Here is an 18,233-nt window from a genome sequence, read left to right on the forward strand (position 1 = left end):
ATCCATCTGGAAATGACCGGCCAGGATGTGACCGAATGCACCGGCGGCGGCATCGCCATTTCCGATGAAGGCCTCGGCGCCCGCTATCATACCCAGTGCGATCCGCGCCTCAATGCCAGCCAAAGCCTCGAAATGGCCTTTCTTATTGCTGAAGCCTTGAAGGCCGAGCGCGACGCAATGACACACAGCGCAGCCGCCTGACAAAAACTGCATCGCTCTTAACCGAAAGCTCGTAACTGCTTGATATCACGTGCTTGGGCTGGGCTCTGAGCCCGGCCCTTCGGTATTGAGTTGCGTTGCGTTTTAATTTCTTGCCGGCTCCCAACCGCCGGCTCACTGTTTGTCCGGCGGACCCGGCCCGTCACTTATGGCAATGGCCTTGCGGTTTGTGGCCAGCCACATTGGCTGCCTGCAATCACCAAGGGGCCGCCATGACCTATCCGCTTCCCAACGCCGGCCATGATCTTACCGGGCAGGTGGCCATTGTCACCGGTGCATCGTCGGGACTGGGCGCGCGTTTTGCTCGCGTGCTGGCCGCCAGCGGCGCGCATGTTGCGCTATGTGCCCGCCGTGTCGACAAGCTTGCGGCAATTGTTGCCGAGATCACGGCCGCGGGCGGCACGGCGCAGGCCTTTGCCATCGACGTCGCCGATCAGGCGCAATGCCTTGCCCTGGCCGAGCAGGTGGAAGCCGCGCTGGGGCCGGTCAGCATCCTGATCAACAACGCCGGCATTCCCGATGCCGCCCGCGCCCACAAAATCTCGCCAGAGCTTTATAATCAGGTGATGGCTGTGAATGTGAATGCACCGTGGCTGCTGTCCACCAGCCTGGCAGCCCGCCGCATTGCCGATGGCGGCACCCTCCGCATCGTCAACATCGCATCCATGGCGGCCTTTGAATATCAGGGCCACGGTGCGGCGCTGTACAGCATGACCAAGGCAGCGGTTGTGCGCATGACCGAGGTGCTGGCAGTGGAATGGGCGCGTTACCCGATCAACGTCAATGCCATCGCGCCGGGTGCGTTTGCCAGCGAGATGATGGACGGCATGCTGGCCCGCATGGGCGATTTCACTCAGAATATGCGCCGCAAGCGGCTTGGCGATCCGGCGATGATGGATTCGACCCTGCTGTATCTGGTCGCGCCCGCCGGCGAAGCGGTGACCGGAACCGTGATCAAGATCGATGATGGCCAATCAAACCGCTGAAAGGGCTTTTTGATGATCTATGAAACCATCGCCATCCAGCAGCGCGGTCCGGTGGATTGGCTGACGCTGAATCGGCCCGAGGCGCTGAACAGCATCAACAACCGCATGGTCGCTGAACTGTCCGATTATTTCGGCAAGCTCAGCCATGCGCGCGGTGTCCGCATTGTCGTCATGCGCGGCGCTGGCCGGGCCTTTTGCGCCGGCCTGGATATCAAGGCACAGGCCGCGACATCAGCAGATGAAGTCCCCTTCGCGGGCGGCTTTGGCTTTCAGGGCTGGCTCGCAGACGTATATGTGAAAATGCGCCGCTGCCCGCAGCCGATTATCAGCTTGATCCACGGCGCGGCGTGCGGCGGCGGCTTTGCCTTTGCGCTGGCCAGCGATATCCGCATCGCCGGCAGCAGTGCGCGCATGAATGCCGCCTTCATCAAGCTGGGCCTGTCGAGCTGCGACATGGGCACATCCTATTTCCTGCCGCGCCTGGTTGGTGCCAGTTTGGCGGCAGAACTGATGATGACCGGCCGTTTCATCCATGCGCAGCGCGCGCTCGCCACGGGGCTAGTCAGCGAGGTCGTGCCCGATGAAGATCTGGAGGCGGCCGGCGAAGCGCTCGTGGCGGACATGCTGGCCACCTCCCCGATCGGTTTGCGCATGACCAAGGAAGGTCTGGGCTTTGGCATCGATGCCCCCAGCCTGGAGGCCGCCATTGCCATGGAAAACCGCAACCAGTTGATGTGCGCTGCATCGGATGATTTCAAGGAAGGCCTGGCGGCGTTCATGGAAAAGCGCCCGCCCGTATATGGCACGTAAGATGGCTACGGATTGACCCGCGCCAGCAGGCTGACGGGATCAACGCGCTTCAGTTGCTCCCAGCGTTCGCGGGCGCCATCGCTGCAAAACCGGCTTTCGCCAAGATCGCGGCGGTTGCCGCCTTGCGTGGCCGGCACGCCAATCCGCACCGTTCGATCATTCAAATCCACCACAACCCGCACCGGGCCAGCCGGCGTTTCGATCAGGCCGCATACTCCGGCACGGGAGCGCGCATCGAGGCCGGAAATCGGCGCCAACAGCACGGCATTGGCCGGGCCAGCCCCGCGCAGCAACGCCTCCGCGCGTTGCGCCGCGATTTGTTCGGGCGGCATTTCCGGCGCACAGGCAAGCAGCAACAGTGAAAGAACGAAGATGAAGCGCATGCTCGGGGCGTAGCAGAGGCCGGCCTGTCCTGCCCTGCTGGCACGATGTCGCGGTTCGCCGCGCAATCGTTCAGGCGGGTGTCGCCGGGGCCGCTGCCGTCATGGTTTGCAACATTTCGCCCATCATCTGGTGCAGCATGTTCACAGCCTTCAACGGCCGTACCATCACTTTGAAATGCACGATCTGGCCGTGCTCATCCCAGGTGATCATATCGATGCCATTGATCTTGATGCCGTTGATGGTGTTTTCAAATTCCAATATGGCGCTGCGCTCGTTCAGCCATTCGCCAGTGTAGGTGAAACTGCTGCTGCCCAGCACCTTGTCCGCACTGGCCAGATATTTGTGGACAATTTCGCGGCCGCGTTGCGGCGTGTGCACAACAGGGCTTTCGAACACCGCATCGGGATGCAGCATAGCGCGCAACTCAGCATGGTCATGGCGCTGCACATAGGCGTGCCATCGGGCCAGATTTTCAGCGGACGTCGGCATGATCAACTCCTCTGCAATCGAGCATAGGTCACAAACTGGTGGGTTTCACCTGTGAGGTGGGAGAGGTGAAGAGCACGTTGATCAGGGCCAATTGAAGAGCCTCCGAATGGCGGGGCTGAGCCCTGCACCAATCCAGTCTTGTTCGCTCCAGACTTTCGAAAGTGGGCTCCAATCTAACAATTGGGTGCAGGGGTCATCCCTGCCCTCCGGAGGCGCTCTTTTCCTATCGGCTTAGCAACTACTCCGCAGCCTCCGGCCGGAATGCAGCGCCGCCTGGCAACTCGGCAATTTCGGCAGCGCCGCGGCGCGAGCGCACACGGGCCATCAAGCCTTCGATGCCCAGATAGACCACGGGGGTAATGAACAACGTCAGCACCTGGCTGACCAGCAAGCCGCCCATCACGGCAATGCCAAGCGGTTGCCGCAGTTCAGCGCCAGCGCCAATACCCAAGGCCAGCGGCGCCGCGCCGGCCATGGCAGCAAAGGTGGTCATCATGATCGGGCGGAACCGCTTGGCGGCGGCCTCGCGAATGGCATGGGCTGGGGTCCAGCCATGGCTGCGCTGACCGGCCAACGCGAAATCGATCATCATGATGGCGTTTTTCTTGACGATCCCAATCAGCAGCACAACGCCAATAATCCCAATCACATCCAGCGGCATGTTGAACAGCCACAGGAAGGCTACAGCGCCGATGCCGGCCGCTGGCAGGCCCGACAGGATGGTGATCGGGTGAACAAAGCTTTCGTACAACACACCGAGCACGATGTAGATGACGATGATCGCGGCCAGAAACAGCACTGGCATGGTTTTGGTGCTGGCTTCAAATTGCTGGGCATTGCCGCCGAGAGCGCCCGAGATGCCACTCGCCTGCCCCAGTTCAACCGAAGCCGCCTCAATCAACGGCTTGACCTGACTCAGCGCCACACCGGCGGCCAGATTGAACGAGATCGTCACCGCTGGCAGCTGGCTTTGGTGCGAAACGGTGAGCGGCGCGCCTTCGACGCGGACGGTGGTGACCGCCGACAGCGGCACCAGCACCGCCGGCCCGTTCTGGCTCGCGCCGCGCACGGTCAACCGGCCGATGGCATCGGGGTTCAACTGGTTGGCTGGATCGATTTCCATGATAACCTGATAATCATCGGCGTCCGTGAAAATCCGGCTGATCTGCTGATTGCCATAGGCGGCCAGGAGCACCCGGCGAACGGCTTCAACGGGCACGCCCAAGCGGGCGGCAGCATCGCGATCAATCTCGACAAAGGCTTGGCGGCTACCGCGCTGGTAATCACTGTTCACGTCCATGATGCCTGGCAGGCCGCGCATGGCGTTTTCCAGCTTGGGCGCGAAGGCGTACAGCTCTTCCTTGTCGACCGAACTGATCGTGTACTGGTAATTGGTCGGGCTGGGCCGGCCGCCCAAATTCAGATTTTGCGGCATGTTGGGAAAGGCCGAAAATCCGGGGACACCATTGGCCGATTTGCGCAGCCGCGCCTGAACGACTTCGGCCGACTCCCGCTCACTGCGCGGCTTCAAGGGTGCAAACATGCGGCCCCGATTGGCTTCCCCGCCGCCAACGATGCTGTTCACCCGCGCCACAGCGGGATCCTTCAGCACAACGGCTGCAATCTGATCCTGCTTGCGCTCCATATCGCTGTAGCTCGCGTCAGGCGCTGCTTCGGTACCAAAGAAGATCGTGCCGGTGTCTTCCGTGGGGAAGAAGCCCTTGGGCACAACCGTAAAGCCCCACACGGCCACCATGACAGATACCACCGTGAGCAGGCCGATGGTCTTGGGATGCTTGAGCGTCCAATCAAAGCCGCGCAAATAGGTGCGGGTCAGCTTGTCAAACGCGCCGGTGGTAATGCGGGCAACACGGCCGGGTTCCTGATGGCCAGCCTTGAGCACCCGCGCCGCCACCATCGGGATCAGGGTCAGGCTGAGCACCGCTGACACAGCGATGGAAATGGTCATGGTCACAGCGAATTCAAAAAACAGCCGTCCGATGATGCCGCCCATAAAAAGTAGCGGGATAAACACCGCCACCAGACTGACCGAAATTGACAAGACCGTGAATGAAATTTCGTTGGCGCCGGTGACTGCAGCCGAGCGCGGATCTTCGCCGTCTTCGGTGTGGCGCACGATATTTTCGAGCACGACGATGGCATCATCCACCACAAAGCCGGTCGCCAGCGTGAGCGCCAAGAGCGAGAGATTGTCGAGATTGAACCCAAAGAAATACATGCCGGCAAAGGTGCCAACTGCGGCAACCGGCAGCACGATCGCTGGAATGAAGGTGGCGCGCGCATCACCAAGCACCAGGTAAATCACCAGGATGACCAGCAAAGCCGTGCCAACGAGCGTCACCTGCGCATCGAACACCGATTCGCGCACCGATTCCGAACGATCGACAATCTCGGTCATTTCCACCGATGGCGGCATGGCAGCCCGCACGGCGGGCATGACAGCGCGCACGCTATCGACCAGCTTGACGACGTTGGCGCCGGGCTGGCGCGCGACAGCGACGGTGAGCGAAGGCTCCCCATTGAATTTGGCACCGCCGCGCAGCCGTTCGTAGCTACTGATCACGGCGGCAACGTCGCCAACGCGCACCGGCAGGCCGTTGCGGGTCGCGATGATCACCTTGGCAAAGTCTTCCGGCTTTTCCATGTTGCCGGAGGCTTCGAGCACGAAGTTGCGCGCGCCGCCGGTGATCGCCCCGACAGCAAGATTGCTGTTGGCCGTGGAAATCGCGGTGCGTAGATCATCAACCGTGAGATTGCGCGCCGCCAGAGCATCGGGATCGAACTGCACACGAACGGCATAGCGCCGGTCACCAAATGTCTGCACCTGTCCAGCGCCCGGCAGTGTTGACAGCCGCGGGATCATCAACGTGTCCACGAGCGTTTGCAGCTGGTTCATCGGCCGTGTCTTGTCACGCACCGACATGATCAGCACGGGCGAATCGGCTGGATTGACCTTGCTGAAGCTCGGCGGGCTGGGCATTTCCGGCGGCAAGCGCCGGGCCACCGCCGACAGGGCCGATTGCACATCCAGAGCCGCGCTATCAATCTCCCGGTCCAGCGCGAACTGGATGGTGATGCTGGTGCTGCCGGTGTTGCTGGTCGAAATCACCTGCTCGATCCCGGCGATGGTGGACAATTGCCGTTCGATGGGCGTGGCCACCGATGCCGCCATGGTGCCGGGGTTTGCGCCGGGCAGGCTGGCCTGGATCTGAATGGTTGGCAGATCGACCTCGGGCAGGGCCGAAACCGCCAGCTCCCGATAACCGAACACGCCCGCGACAATAATCGCGAACGTCAGCAGGATCGTGGCGACCGGCCGTTCGACAAAGGTGCGAACAAAGCCCATCAGTCGCCGGCCCCGGCCGGCATTGCCGGCTGCGGTGCGTCGACATTACGGCCAGCGATCTGTGCAGCGCCGGCCGGCTTTACGCGCACAGCGTCACCATCCTTCAGGCGGGCCAAGGCATCAACCACAATGGTTTCGCCGGCCCGCAGGCCGTTGGCCAGATAGACTTTGCCGCCCAGCCGGCCAACCACGACAACATCGCGCATCTGCACCTTGGCGCCCCCACCGGCGCCCACAGTTTTGCCACCAGATGGACGCCCGGGGCCACCGCCTGGACCCGCGGGGCCACTAATGGCCCACACAAACGGGGCATCTCGGCCAGTTTGCACGGCCCCTTCAGGCACAACAAGGTGCGGGCTGGGAATACCGAGAGGGAATTCGATGTTCACGATCGCACCCGGCCACATGACATCACCAGCGTTGGCAAATTCGGCCCGCGCAGTCACGCCGCCGCTGCCGGGATCAACATTATTGTCAAGAAACACCAGTTTCCCCGTGCCCAGCACCTCGCCGCCATTCTGCGACTTCACCACCACCTTGCCGCCGCCGCCCCGAATGACAGCGCGCGCTGCTGCGATATTGGCTGTCGGCACCAGAAAGCGCACGTGAATTGGCGACAATTGGTTGATGGTGACCAGCGCGGCATCGCCCTGCCGCACATTGGCGCCCAATCGGAACATCAGCTCGCCAGTCCGGCCCGAAATTGGAGCTTTTACAGTGAGGAACGACAAGGACACTTGGGCCTGTACCAGCAGCGCCCGCGTCGTTTCGATCTCGCTGCGCGCTGCAAACGCTGCGGCGCGACGCTCATCACGGATGGCAGTTGACACAAAGCCCTTGGCAACCAGCGCTTCGGCCCGCTCAAAATCCAACCGGGCACGGCGTTCTGCTGCCACAGCGCCCTTCACCTCAGCCTGTGCCTGCTGAACCGAGGCTTGCGCCTGGCGATTGTCCAGCCGGAACAACACTTGCCCGGCGCGCACGAAGTCGCCTTCCGTGAAGGACACTGCGATAATTTCGCCATCGGCGCGTGGCCGCACAGCCACGCTTTGGCGCGGCGTGACTGTTCCCAACGCCGCAAGCGTGGGGGCGTAATCTTCCATGGGCACCGACATGACGGCAACCAGCTGCGGCGGGCGCTTGCCGCCGGGGCCGCCGGGGCCAGAGGCTGATTTGTCGCCGCCGCACCCGACCAGTAGCAAAGCGGCCAGGCATGCTGCGGCTGGGCCGAGAACGGCCTGTGCGTTTTGCTTTGCCATGGTCACTCTTTTCAACCCCTATTCAACCTCGGGTTCAAATACACCATGCCCTGCGACCGATACGGACCATGCCGCTAAATCCCCTGCCAATGTATCGATGACCCGCTAAACGCCCTGCGCATTGCACGCAAACGCGTCAATGCCGCAAGCCGTTCAACTGCGCAATTTCCAGCCGGATTTGATGACCCGGTAGCACACCAGCCATAACAGCAGATTAACTGCTGCCAACCCGGCCGCACCTTCCACCAGATGCCCATCGCTGACGCCGATGAAGCCGGCCCGGAAACCATCGATTACATAAAAGAACGGATTCACCCTCGAGATACCGGCCATAAGCGGACTTACCCTATCAACAACATAAAACGTGCCCGAAAGCAGTGTCAAAGGCTGAATGACGAAATTGGTAACGGCAGCGGCATGATCGAATTTTTCAGCCCAGACGCCGGTGAGCACCCCAAGCAGCGCCAGCATCAGCGATCCCATCGTGCCAAAATACAGGATCAGCAGCGGATCCCGCGGCATGACATGCACCCCGGGAGCCACCGCCATGGCCAGCCAAACCGCCAATCCAACTGCCCAGGCCCGGGTCAATCCGCCGGCCACCCAGGCCAACAGCAATTCCCCCGCCGATAGAGGCGGCATCAGCACATCGATGATCGATCCCTGCACCTTGGCCACTAAAATCGACGATGTCGTGTTGGCAAAGCTGTTTTGCACCATGCCCATTACGATTAATCCCGGCCCAAGAAAATCAGCGTAGGGTATGCCTACGATTCTGGTGCCACCGCGCCCGAGCGCAAGTGCAAAAATCACCAAAAACATCAGCGTGGTGATTGCCGGTGCCCACACTGTCTGCAACTGCACCTTCCAGAAACGCCTCACCTCCTTGAGGTACAGCGTCTTGAGCCCTTCGGTGTTGAACCGCGCGATGGTGGCCACACCCGGTTCGGGATGGGCAGATGGCTTGTCTATCACAGCAGTCATGCGTAATGGCTTAGGATTGAATGGCGCTGCTGCCAAGTGGCCGCGCTCCCCTGATTGGACAAAGTTGATCATGGCCTGGACCGACGAGCGTATTGCCAAGCTTAAGCATGGTTGGGAAAGCGGCATGACCGCGACGCAGATCGCTGAGATGCTCGGCGAAAACGTCACGCGCAATGCCGTGATCGGCAAGGCCCACCGGCTTGGACTCGAAAGCCGGCCATCCCCTGTAAAATCGGCTGCCGTTGATGCAGTACCCATGGCTGCGCGGCCTGCCCAGCCCATTACAGATCTGGTGCCGTCAGCAACGGTGGCTGCCCAGCAACCTGTTGCAGTGGCTGCCGCGCCGGCGGCGGCCGCGCCGCAACCGCGCGCCGCTGCCAAGCCCAAAACCGGCAAGCCGGCCCGTACAACCTTGTTGGATCTGAATGAAAAGGTCTGCAAGTGGCCAATCGGCCACCCGAATGAGGCGGATTTCCATTTTTGCGGCAAGCCGACCCAGCCAAATTTCCCATACTGCAACGAACACTGCCTGGTGGCCTATCAGGCGCAAATTGCCCGCCGCGATCGGCCGCGCCAGCTTGCGACGACATTCGGGCCGATCCGCAAATAATACATCTGCGCACCGCAGCGGCGATGGCGATTTGTCCTGTTGCGGCTGCGCTTCCCGGGCGTTATCCAATATATAGCAAGGGTGATGACGTGACCGATACCGATCTTGACGTTTTGATTGTGGGCGCTGGCCTGTCCGGCATCGGTGCTGCCGTGCACCTGCAGCGCAATTGCCCAAGGGAGCGCTGGGCCATAGTCGAAGGCCGCGATGCCATCGGTGGTACATGGGATTTGTTCCGTTATCCCGGCGTCCGATCGGATAGCGACATGTATACTTTGGGCTACCGCTTCAAGCCGTGGACTGCTGCCAAAGCCATTGCCGACGGTCCGTCGATCCTCAGCTACATCAATGAAACAGCCACCGAGCACGAAATAACGTCACGGATTCGTTTCGGTCAAAAGGTCACCACTGCCGATTGGGACAGTGGTTTGGCGCGCTGGACAGTCACCACCACGGCCAAGGATGGCACTGCAACCAGACTGAAGGCGCGGTTTCTGTTCATGTGCAGCGGCTATTACAACTACACTGAGGGTTATCGCCCAACCTGGCCAGGCGAAACCGAATTTGTTGGCCAGATCGTCCACCCGCAATTCTGGCCTGAGGCACTAGATTATAGCGGCAAGCGAGTCGTGGTGATCGGATCAGGCGCGACGGCGGTAACGTTGGTGCCGGCCATGGCCAAACAGGCCGCGCACGTTACCATGCTGCAGCGCACGCCCACCTGGATCGGGGCCGGCCCCTCATCGGATGCCATTGCAAATCTCCTCCGGGCGGTTTTGCCGTCCCAAGTGGCTTATGATCTGACCCGCTGGAAGAACATCACCTTCAGCCAATGGTTTTACAAGCAGACCCGTGCCAACCCGGCCAAGGTGCGCAGTGCGTTGCTCGGCCGCCTCGCCAAGCTGTTGCCCGCCGATTACGATATCGCAACGCATTTCACCCCCAGCTACAATCCATGGGACCAGCGCTTGTGCCTGGTGCCGGATGGTGATTTATTTGCCGCCATCACTGCCGGCACCGCCAGCATCACCACTGACACAATCGAGCGGTTTGAAGCGTCCGGCATCCGCCTCGCCTCTGGCAAGCTGCTTGAAGCCGATATCATTGTCACGGCCACCGGCCTGAAGTTACAGTCTTTTGGCGGCATGGCCGTCACGGTGGACGGGGAAGTGCGCCGCACTGCCGACACGCTGGCTTACAAAGGCATGATGTTTTCCGGGATCCCCAATCTTGCGCAAAGCTTTGGTTATATAAATGCCAGCTGGACCCTGCGGTCGGATCTGATTGCCGATTATGTCTGCCGGCTGCTGAACCATATGCGCAAGACCGGCGTGGACATTGCCACCCCCACGCCTGCGCCCGATGTTACCCCGGCACGGCTCGCCATGGATTTGCAATCAGGCTATGTCCAGCGCGGTGCCGATGCCCAGCCCCGTGCCGGCAATCGCGCGCCATGGTTGGTGACCGCCGATTACAAATATGACCGGCGCGAGCTTCTCGAAGGCCCGGTGACCGACGAGATGCTGTTTGCCAGGGCCCATGAAGCTGCGCCCATATTGCAAGCAGCCGAGTAGCGCAGCTGCCGGCCATCAATGCACCAGTTGGCGATCGATCAACACGGCCAGCAGCAGCGCCGGGCTGCCGTGCGCCTTCCACGCATGATTGGTGCCGCGCTGGATAACGACCTGTCCGGGCTCCACCCGGGTTTCAGCGCCTTCCAGAATCAGTGAAACATCGCCCTGCAACAGGCAGATGATATCGAGCGAGTGGGTTTCGTGCATTGCCGAATGACGGGACTGGTCGATGATGTGGCGATCGCCGTGCACAGAGCCAAAGGCAGCGCGGGTCGCCGTATCCAGCACGTCCTTTGGCACGCCCTCCGGCTGCGGCGTCACCACGAACCAGCGCACCTGGACATTGCCGGGGCGCGGGCCAAGTACTGGGTGTTTTGTCCCCAGATCGTCATGGTTCTGGGTGGCAAGCACGCCTGACGCAGCGTCCTCCCAGATTTCGAACAGCCCGCCAACATCTACTTCCCCGGCTGAGGACGACGGCGGACCATCGATGATGATAACCGATTGGCCGCCGTGATCGTCACCCGTGATAATCCGCCGCATCGCAGCCTTAAAATCGCTCATAAAACCCGCTCTTTGACATAGGCGCCGGGCGCATCTTCGATGGCCATGTATGGCCCTTCGCCGGGCACGCGGGCTTCGACCTGCGGGCCGGAACGCGGCGACAGCCAAGCCAGCCAATCCGGCCACCAACTGCCCTTGGTTTGCGCGGCGCCGGCCACGAAGTCATCGAAATTGTCTGCGCCGGCTTCGTTGGTCCAATATTGATATTTCCCGCTGCTGGGCGGGTTGACCACCCCGGCAATGTGGCCGCTGCCCGCCAAAACGAAACGGGTTTCGCCTGTAAACGCCTTGGTAAGTTTGAACGCGCTGCGCGCCGGCGCGATATGGTCTTCCTTGCCAGCCTGCACATAGCATGGCGTTTTGACAGTGCTCAGGTCGATCGCCACACCGCACACTGTCAAGCCGCCGGGTTTGGCCAACAAATTGTCCTGGTACATATCCTTGACATACTGGCGATGCCAACGCGCCGGCACGTTGGTCACATCGCTGTTCCAGTACAGGAGATCGAACGGGAAATAATCCTTGCCAAGCATGTAGTTGTTGACAACATAGTTCCAGATCAGATCGTTGGAACGTAGAAGATTGAACGTGCTGGCCATGTAGCGACCATCCAGATAAGGCTTGTCGCCGTTCACTGCATTCATTGTTTCGATGCCAGCATCATCGACAAAAAATTTCAGCTCACCAGCTTCACTGAAATCAATTTGTGCAGTAAAAAAGGTCGCGCTGGCAATATGTGCCGCTTCGCCGCGTGCCTCAAGCACTGCAAGCCCGGCCGACAGCGTGGTGCCAGCAACGCAATAGCCGATGGTGTGCACGGACTGGGTTTTACAGATTTCGCGAACGACCTTCGTTGCTGCGAATATGCCTTCATCCAGATATGTTTCGATTGTGGCGTCTGCGAGTGTTTCGTCGGCATTTTTCCAGCTGCATATGAACACAGTGATACCCTGTTCAACGCACCAGCGAATCAGGCTTTTCTCGGCCGTAAGGTCCAAAATGTAGAATTTGTTGAACCATGGCGGAAAAATCACCAACGGCGTTTCGAACACGGTGGGCGTCACCGGTGCATATTGAACCAGCTGGAACAGCCGATTTTGAAACACCACTTTGCCCGGCGTGATGGCGACATTGCGGCCAACTTCAAACGCGGTTTCATCTGTCATCCGCATGCGCCCGGCGTGCAGGTCATCCAGCAGATGCTCCAGCCCCTTCAGCAGATTTGCACCGCCGGAATCCGCCGTGGCTTTCAGTACCTCGGGGTTCATCATAGCAAAATTGGATGGGCTCATTGCATCGACATATTGCTTGATCAGAAATTGCGCCTTGGCTTTTTCGTTCGGGTCCAGCCCGTCGATATCCTTCGCAGCCGCCATAAAATGATTAGCCGTAAGAAGATAGGATTGACGCAGAAAATCAAACACCGGAGCTTCGGCCCACGCTGCGCCGGCGAAACGCTTGTCCTTTACCACCGGTTTTTCCGAATCCGGTGTTATAAATTTTCGCCACAGCGATAACGCATCCGCAAAATAACGCTGCTGCTGTTCCGCAAGGCGCTTGGGATCCGTCAGCATCGCCGACCATGCCTTGGTTAAGGTGGCCATCATCCCGAGCGGATCAGTAATTACTGGCGATTTGCCGTGTTCCTTGCTCCAGAATTCCATGATCATCTGCTGGGCGCGGCCCATCAGATCAGTGGCTGTTTGGAAATTTTGATGGGCCTGAACCTGCCTGGCACCCAGATCCTTTGCTATTTCGGCAGGGTCGCTGTTTATGGTCGTTTCGGGCATCATGATCTCCATTAGCGGTATCTTGCCCTGCTGGCGGCGTTTTTGCAAAGCTGACAATCATGCGATATGGAACTATCCGCTCGCGCGATAGCGGTGTGCGTGAATTGGATGCAGTCATGAAGGTTTTAGCAGCTATAATTGCTTGCGCTGGGGCGGCGGCGCCATGGGCAACCATGGCTGCAGCAGCAACCGCCAGCGCAGCAGCAAGCGCGCCGCCCTGAGAGCCCAGCCAACCAGCAGCTTTCACACCGGGCGGCGGCGGAACAATCGTTCCCTCGCCGCTTTTCTTTTGAACAATGCTTGCTTACACGCAGTCATCAGCGCAACGGATCGGCCCCATGCAGGACGAATTTTACCGCATCAAACGCTTGCCGCCCTATGTGATCGCGGAGGTGAACGCCATGCGCGCCGCCGCCCGGGCGCGCGGCGAAGACATCATCGATCTGGGCATGGGCAATCCCGATTTGCCGCCGCCGCCGCACGTGATTGCCAAGCTGGCTGAAGTTGCGGCAAGGCAAGACGCGCATGGCTATAGCGCGTCCAAGGGCATCCCCGGCTTGCGCAAGGCACAATCGGCTTATTATTCAAGGCGGTTCGGGGTCGATCTTGATCCAGATACCGAAGTGGTGGTGACGCTGGGATCAAAAGAAGGCCTGGCCAATCTGGCGCAAGCGATCACGGCTCCTGGCGATGTGGTGCTGGCGCCCAACCCGTCCTATCCGATTCACACGTTTGGCTTCATCATTGCCGGCGCCACCATCCGCAGCGTGCCGACCACACCTGACGAAGCCTATTTCGAAGCGCTCGAACGCGCGGTGCGCTTTACGGTGCCGCGGCCATCGGTGCTGGTGATGGGATACCCCTCCAACCCGACCGCCGAAGTCGCCGATCTGGCCTTTTACGAGCGGGTGGTCGCCTTTGCCAAGAAACACAAGATTTGGGTGTTGTCCGATCTAGCCTACAGCGAAATCTGGTTCGATGGCTGCCCGACGCCATCGATCCTGCAGGTGCCAGGCGCCCGCGACGTGGCCGTCGAGTTCACATCGATGAGCAAGACCTATAGCATGGCCGGCTGGCGCATCGGCTTTGCTGTCGGCAACAAGACCTTGATTTCGGCGCTGACGCGGGTGAAATCATATCTTGATTATGGCGCGTTCACGCCGATCCAGGCGGCTGCGGTGGCAGCGCTGAATGGCCCGCAAAACATCGTCGAGGACAATCGCCTGCTCTATCACCGCCGCCGCGATATATTGGTCGAAGCCTTTGGCCGCGCCGGCTGGGATATTCCGCCGCCGCGCGCCAGCATGTTCGCCTGGGCTCCCTTGCCGCCGGCGTTGGCGCATCTCGGTAGCCTGGAGTTTTCCAAGCAACTGCTGACCGAGGCGGGAGTCGCAGTGGCGCCCGGCGTTGGCTATGGCGAAGACGGAGAGGGTTATGTGCGCATCGCACTGGTCGAAAATGAACAGCGTTTGCGGCAGGCAGCGCGCAATATCCGCAAATATCTGCAATCAATGGGCGTCAACACGCCGGCGGCCAAGGCCGGAGTTTGAGCGATGACGGTGGCGACAACTGCTTTGAAGATCGGCATCGCCGGGCTGGGCAATGTCGGCGGCGGCGTGGTCAAACTGCTGGCTCAAAATGCTGATCTGATTGCGAGGCGGGCTGGCCGGCCGATCATCGTGAGCGCCGTATCGGCCCGTGATCGCAGCCGAGATCGCGGCGTGGCGCTAGACGGCATGGCATGGGTGGATGATGCCGCCGAACTGGCGAAACGCAGCGATGTTGATGTCGTGGTGGAATTGATCGGCGGGTCGGATGGCCCAGCGCTCACGCTGGCGCGGCGCACGCTGTCAGCCGGAAAACCGTTGGTGACCGCCAACAAGGCCATGCTTGCACATCATGGCATGGAATTAGCGCAAATCGCTGAAAATGCAGGCCTGCCGCTGAAATATGAAGCTGCAGTAGCCGGCGGAATTCCGGTGATCAAAGGGATTGCGGAGGGCGCCGCCGCCAATCGCATCACGCGCGTCTATGGCCTGATGAACGGCACTTGCAATTACATCCTGTCGCGCATGGAAGCCGAAGGGCTGGGCTTTGCTGCCGTACTCGCCGACGCGCAGGCCCAAGGCTTTGCCGAGGCTGATCCGAGCTTTGATATCGACGGCGTGGACACCGCGCACAAATTGTCCATCCTTGCCGCGCTGGCCTTTGGCGCGCGGATCGATTTTGCCGGCGTGGCTGCACACGGCATTCGCGCCATCGAACCCGCCGATATCGAACAGGCGGCCGCGCTGGGCTTTCGCATCAAGCTGGTTGGCCTGGCCGAAGTGCAGGATGGCCAGTTGTTCCAGCGTGTGCACCCGGCGTTGGTGCCGCTTGATCATCCGGTCGCCACCACCATGGGCAGCTTGAATGCCGTTGTCGTCGAAGGCGATTTCGTTGGCCGGCTGTTTTTCCAGGGCCGCGGCGCTGGCGCAGGCCCCACGGCCAGCGCGGTTGTGGCCGATCTGATTGATATCGCACGCGGCGATGTGCGGCCGCCGCTGGTGATGCCGGTGGCCGACCTGGCCGCCCTGCCCCGCGCACCGGCGGCTGATCGGCGCGGCCGTTATTATCTGCGGCTTACGGTGGCGGACCGTGCCGGTGTGCTGGCGGAATTGACGGCATCCCTGCGCGATTGCGGCGTCTCCATTGAAAGCCTCGTGCAGCGCGGCACCGCTGCCAATGGCGGTGCGATGCTGGTGATGGTTACCCACGAAGCCCGCGAAGCCGATGTTCTGGCCAGCCTGGCCCATATGGCGGCGTCACCTGCGGTCGCCGGGCCGCCCGTGATGATGCATATCCTGGATTTTTGACGCTTTGCGTGCCGGAACGCCGCAGCGTAAAGCACCGCTCATTGATGTGATTCGACCCCGGGGGTTTTGCGACCATGACTGCTGAAACCAATGTTCTTGATCGTGTTTTGGTGCTCGAAATGGTGCGGGTGACCGAAAACGCCGCCATCGCTGCATCGCACCTGATCGGGCGCGGCGATGAAAAGGCCGCCGATGCTGCCGCTGTTGAAGCGATGCGCGATGCGCTCAACCAGCTTGATCTGGATGGCACCGTGGTGATTGGCGAAGGCGAACGCGACGAAGCGCCGATGCTGTTCATCGGTGAGAAGGTCGGCCGGGCGATTGGCACTGGCCCGCGCATCGATATCGCGCTTGATCCGCTGGAGGGCACCACCATCACGGCCAAGGCCGGTCCAAACGCTCTGGCCGTGCTGGCCATCGCCGAAAAGGGCGGCCTGCTGAACGCACCTGATGTGTATATGGACAAGATCGCGGTTGGCCCCGGCTACCCCGATGGCATCGTTGATCTGACCCGCAGCGTGACCGAAAATGTGAAGGCCGTGGCCGCTGCCAAAGGCGTGCAGCCAAATGAACTCATCGTTTGCGTGCTGGATCGGCCACGTCACGAGACGTTGATTGCCGAATTGCGCGGGCTGGGCTGCGGCATCATGCTGATCCCCGATGGCGATGTGGCCGGCGTGATCGCCACCACCAATCCCGATACCGGCGTGGATATCTATATGGGATCGGGCGGCGCGCCCGAAGGCGTGCTGGCGGCGGCGGCCTTGCGCTGCGTGGGCGGCCAGATGCAGGGCCGTCTGCTGTTCCGCAACGATGATGAGCGGAGCCGGGCGCGCCGCTGGGGCATCACGGATCTTGATCGCATTTATGGCCTGACCGACATGGCAACCGGCGATTGCATCTTCGCGGCCACCGGCGTCACCGATGGATCGATGCTCAAGGGCGTCAAGCGCCGCAAGGATGGTGTGATCACCACCCAAACCGTGGTGATGCGCTCCAGTTCTGGCACTATTCGCTGGGTAAGCGGCGAGCATCGCGGCCACCGCCACAGCTGATCGGCTTGCTGCGACACGCTGAGGCTTGCATAGGGCCAGCATGCCACTGCCGCCCCTCCATCCCGTTCCTGGCCCTGTTTTCGGCGTTTCCGCGTCCCTCGGTGGCCAACCGTGGGCGTGGCGTGGCGGCGTGGTGCCGGGGGCTGGCCTGGATGGCCGCGTCGCTGACGATTTGCTGCACCACTTATTTCGCACGCGCGGCGGTGACCCGGCTGATTTTGCCCGACTGAAACACCCGACATTGCGCGATTGGCTGCCCGATCCGTCGATTTTCATGGATATGGACCAAGCAGCCGATCGGCTGGCGCTGGCCCTGCACCGCAGCGAAGCCATTGTTGTCTATGGCGACTATGATGTGGACGGTGCGACATCGGCTGCGGTGCTGATCCGCTATCTGCGCGGCGTTGGCGCGGCAGTATCGCATTATATCCCGGATCGCCTTCTAGAAGGCTACGGCCCATCGGCCGGCGCGCTGGTCGCCTTGAAGCAAGCCGGCGCTGATCTTGTAGTGACGGTCGACTGCGGCACCCAGGGCTTTGAAGCGCTGGCAGCAGCCAAGGTCGCCGGCCTTGATGTGATTGTGGTCGATCATCACAAGGCCAGCACCAGCCTGCCGGCGGCGTTGGCGCTGGTGAACCCCAATCGGCTTGATGAACATGCCGATGCGGCTGCCCATGGCCATCTGGCTGCGGTTGGCATGGCGTTTCTGCTGGCGGTTGCGCTTAATCGCCTGCTGCGCACGCAAGGCTGGTTTGCGCAGCGTGATGCCCCTGATCTGATGGCGCTGCTTGATCTGGTGGCGCTGGGTACGGTTGCCGATGTTGCGTCTTTGCAGGGACTTAACCGGGCATTTGTCACACAGGGTCTCAAGGTGATGGCACGGCGCGGTAACATTGGTATCGCAGCGTTGTGCGACGCCGCCCGGCTGTCGCGTGCACCGATTGCGCGCGATCTCGGCTTTGCGCTGGGGCCGCGGGTGAACGCCGGCGGCCGCGTTGGCCAGGCCGATCTCGGGGTGCGGCTGCTCACCACGCAGGATGCCGCCGAAGCCGCCGCCATCGCTGCCCAGCTCGATCAGTTGAATCAGGATAGGCGGATGATCGAACAAGCCGTGTCGGATGACGCCATGGCCCGCTGCGGCACCACGGCTCTGGGCTGCGCAGTGGTGGCCGGCGCCGGCTGGCACCCTGGCGTGATCGGCATTGTGGCCTCGCGCCTCAAGGAGCGACTGGGCCGGCCAGCCATCGTGATCGCCATCCAGGATGATGGCATCGCCAAGGGGTCCGG

16 protein-coding genes are annotated in these 18,233 nt (G+C 61.2%); 9 read left to right on the forward strand and 7 right to left on the reverse strand.

What is annotated here, in order from left to right; all coding sequences use genetic code 11:
- The 3 genes from ABWP50_RS05860 to ABWP50_RS05870 all read left to right on the forward strand — a co-directional run.
- Positions 1-201: 3-deoxy-7-phosphoheptulonate synthase (locus ABWP50_RS05860; RefSeq protein WP_353217057.1), on the forward strand; the 201-nt coding region annotated here is incomplete at its 5' end.
- 230 nt (positions 202-431) lie between these two features.
- Positions 432-1,205: an SDR family NAD(P)-dependent oxidoreductase gene (locus tag ABWP50_RS05865; protein ID WP_353217058.1), complete on the forward strand. Its 774-nt coding sequence runs from the start codon at positions 432-434 to the stop codon at positions 1,203-1,205.
- Positions 1,206-1,217: 12 nt separating this feature from the next.
- Positions 1,218-2,015 carry an enoyl-CoA hydratase/isomerase family protein gene (locus ABWP50_RS05870; RefSeq protein WP_353217059.1) on the forward strand — a complete coding sequence of 266 codons (798 nt, stop codon included), beginning with the start codon at positions 1,218-1,220 and terminating at the stop codon, positions 2,013-2,015.
- A gap of 5 nt (positions 2,016-2,020) precedes the next feature.
- Here the strand turns inward: ABWP50_RS05870 and ABWP50_RS05875 are convergent, their stop codons facing one another.
- The 5 genes from ABWP50_RS05875 to ABWP50_RS05895 all read right to left on the reverse strand — a co-directional run bounded on the left by ABWP50_RS05875 (position 2,021) and on the right by ABWP50_RS05895 (position 8,498).
- On the reverse strand, positions 2,021-2,347 hold the full coding sequence (locus ABWP50_RS05875) for a hypothetical protein (RefSeq protein ID WP_353217060.1): 327 nt from the start codon (positions 2,345-2,347) through the stop codon (positions 2,021-2,023).
- A 121-nt stretch (positions 2,348-2,468) separates the two neighbouring features.
- Positions 2,469-2,888: a nuclear transport factor 2 family protein gene (locus ABWP50_RS05880; RefSeq protein ID WP_353217061.1), complete on the reverse strand. Its 420-nt coding sequence runs from the start codon at positions 2,886-2,888 to the stop codon at positions 2,469-2,471.
- Between the two features lie 238 nt (positions 2,889-3,126).
- Positions 3,127-6,255, reverse strand: coding sequence for an efflux RND transporter permease subunit (locus ABWP50_RS05885; protein WP_353217062.1), 3,129 nt, complete (start codon positions 6,253-6,255; stop codon positions 3,127-3,129).
- A complete protein-coding gene (locus ABWP50_RS05890; RefSeq protein WP_353217063.1) occupies positions 6,255-7,514 on the reverse strand; it encodes an efflux RND transporter periplasmic adaptor subunit in 1,260 nt (419 codons plus the stop codon). Before ABWP50_RS05890 ends, ABWP50_RS05885 begins: the two co-directional genes overlap by 1 nt.
- Before the next feature lie 153 nt (positions 7,515-7,667).
- Positions 7,668-8,498 (reverse strand): ABC transporter permease, encoded by an 831-nt coding sequence (locus ABWP50_RS05895; RefSeq protein WP_353217064.1) that lies wholly within the window; start codon positions 8,496-8,498, stop codon positions 7,668-7,670.
- Between the two features lie 70 nt (positions 8,499-8,568).
- Here ABWP50_RS05895 and ABWP50_RS05900 point away from each other — a divergent pair, with 70 nt between their 5' ends.
- Positions 8,569-9,108: a GcrA family cell cycle regulator gene (locus ABWP50_RS05900; protein WP_353217065.1), complete on the forward strand. Its 540-nt coding sequence runs from the start codon at positions 8,569-8,571 to the stop codon at positions 9,106-9,108.
- Positions 9,109-9,197: 89 nt separating this feature from the next.
- Positions 9,198-10,682: a flavin-containing monooxygenase gene (locus ABWP50_RS05905; protein ID WP_353217066.1), complete on the forward strand. Its 1,485-nt coding sequence runs from the start codon at positions 9,198-9,200 to the stop codon at positions 10,680-10,682.
- 15 nt (positions 10,683-10,697) lie between these two features.
- Here ABWP50_RS05905 and ABWP50_RS05910 read toward each other — a convergent pair whose 3' ends face one another.
- Complete coding sequence (locus ABWP50_RS05910) at positions 10,698-11,246, reverse strand: cupin domain-containing protein (RefSeq protein ID WP_353217067.1); 549 nt, start codon at positions 11,244-11,246, stop codon at positions 10,698-10,700.
- The gene (locus ABWP50_RS05915; protein ID WP_353217068.1) at positions 11,243-12,934 is read right to left on the reverse strand and encodes a PHA/PHB synthase family protein; all 1,692 of its coding nucleotides are present in this window, start codon (positions 12,932-12,934) and stop codon (positions 11,243-11,245) included. The genes ABWP50_RS05910 and ABWP50_RS05915 overlap by 4 nt, the downstream gene beginning before the upstream one ends.
- A 440-nt stretch (positions 12,935-13,374) precedes the next feature.
- Here ABWP50_RS05915 and ABWP50_RS05920 point away from each other — a divergent pair, with 440 nt between their 5' ends.
- From ABWP50_RS05920 to ABWP50_RS05935, 4 genes are all read left to right on the forward strand, one after another.
- Positions 13,375-14,586, forward strand: coding sequence for an LL-diaminopimelate aminotransferase (locus tag ABWP50_RS05920; protein ID WP_353217069.1), 1,212 nt, complete (start codon positions 13,375-13,377; stop codon positions 14,584-14,586).
- 3 nt (positions 14,587-14,589) lie between these two features.
- Entirely contained in the window at positions 14,590-15,891 is a 1,302-nt protein-coding gene (locus ABWP50_RS05925) for a homoserine dehydrogenase (RefSeq protein ID WP_353217070.1), read from the forward strand.
- A 74-nt stretch (positions 15,892-15,965) separates the two neighbouring features.
- Positions 15,966-16,946 carry a class II fructose-bisphosphatase gene (glpX, locus tag ABWP50_RS05930; RefSeq protein WP_353217071.1) on the forward strand — a complete coding sequence of 327 codons (981 nt, stop codon included), beginning with the start codon at positions 15,966-15,968 and terminating at the stop codon, positions 16,944-16,946.
- Positions 16,947-16,986: 40 nt separating this feature from the next.
- Positions 16,987-18,233: single-stranded-DNA-specific exonuclease RecJ (locus tag ABWP50_RS05935; RefSeq protein ID WP_353217072.1), on the forward strand; the 1,247-nt coding region annotated here is incomplete at its 3' end.

This window comes from Sandarakinorhabdus sp., assembly GCF_040398645.1.
In the GTDB taxonomy this organism is placed as follows: domain Bacteria; phylum Pseudomonadota; class Alphaproteobacteria; order Sphingomonadales; family Sphingomonadaceae; genus Sandarakinorhabdus.

What these genes read in the sequence shown, in the direction of transcription:
- ABWP50_RS05870 (WP_353217059.1), top strand. Translation starts at nt 1,218, where the DNA reads ATGATCTATGAAACCATCGCCATCCAGCAGCGCGGTCCGGTGGATTGG.
- ABWP50_RS05925 (WP_353217070.1), top strand. Translation starts at nt 14,590, where the DNA reads ATGACGGTGGCGACAACTGCTTTGAAGATCGGCATCGCCGGGCTGGGC.
- ABWP50_RS05865 (WP_353217058.1), top strand. Translation starts at nt 432, where the DNA reads ATGACCTATCCGCTTCCCAACGCCGGCCATGATCTTACCGGGCAGGTG.
- ABWP50_RS05920 (WP_353217069.1), top strand. Translation starts at nt 13,375, where the DNA reads ATGCAGGACGAATTTTACCGCATCAAACGCTTGCCGCCCTATGTGATC.
- ABWP50_RS05900 (WP_353217065.1), top strand. Translation starts at nt 8,569, where the DNA reads ATGGCCTGGACCGACGAGCGTATTGCCAAGCTTAAGCATGGTTGGGAA.
- ABWP50_RS05880 (WP_353217061.1), bottom strand. Translation starts at nt 2,888, where the DNA reads ATGCCGACGTCCGCTGAAAATCTGGCCCGATGGCACGCCTATGTGCAG.
- ABWP50_RS05885 (WP_353217062.1), bottom strand. Translation starts at nt 6,255, where the DNA reads ATGGGCTTTGTTCGCACCTTTGTCGAACGGCCGGTCGCCACGATCCTG.
- ABWP50_RS05895 (WP_353217064.1), bottom strand. Translation starts at nt 8,498, where the DNA reads ATGACTGCTGTGATAGACAAGCCATCTGCCCATCCCGAACCGGGTGTG.
- ABWP50_RS05915 (WP_353217068.1), bottom strand. Translation starts at nt 12,934, where the DNA reads ATGGGCCGCGCCCAGCAGATGATCATGGAATTCTGGAGCAAGGAACAC.
- ABWP50_RS05910 (WP_353217067.1), bottom strand. Translation starts at nt 11,246, where the DNA reads ATGAGCGATTTTAAGGCTGCGATGCGGCGGATTATCACGGGTGACGAT.
- ABWP50_RS05875 (WP_353217060.1), bottom strand. Translation starts at nt 2,347, where the DNA reads ATGCCGCCCGAACAAATCGCGGCGCAACGCGCGGAGGCGTTGCTGCGC.
- glpX (WP_353217071.1), top strand. Translation starts at nt 15,966, where the DNA reads ATGACTGCTGAAACCAATGTTCTTGATCGTGTTTTGGTGCTCGAAATG.
- ABWP50_RS05890 (WP_353217063.1), bottom strand. Translation starts at nt 7,514, where the DNA reads ATGGCAAAGCAAAACGCACAGGCCGTTCTCGGCCCAGCCGCAGCATGC.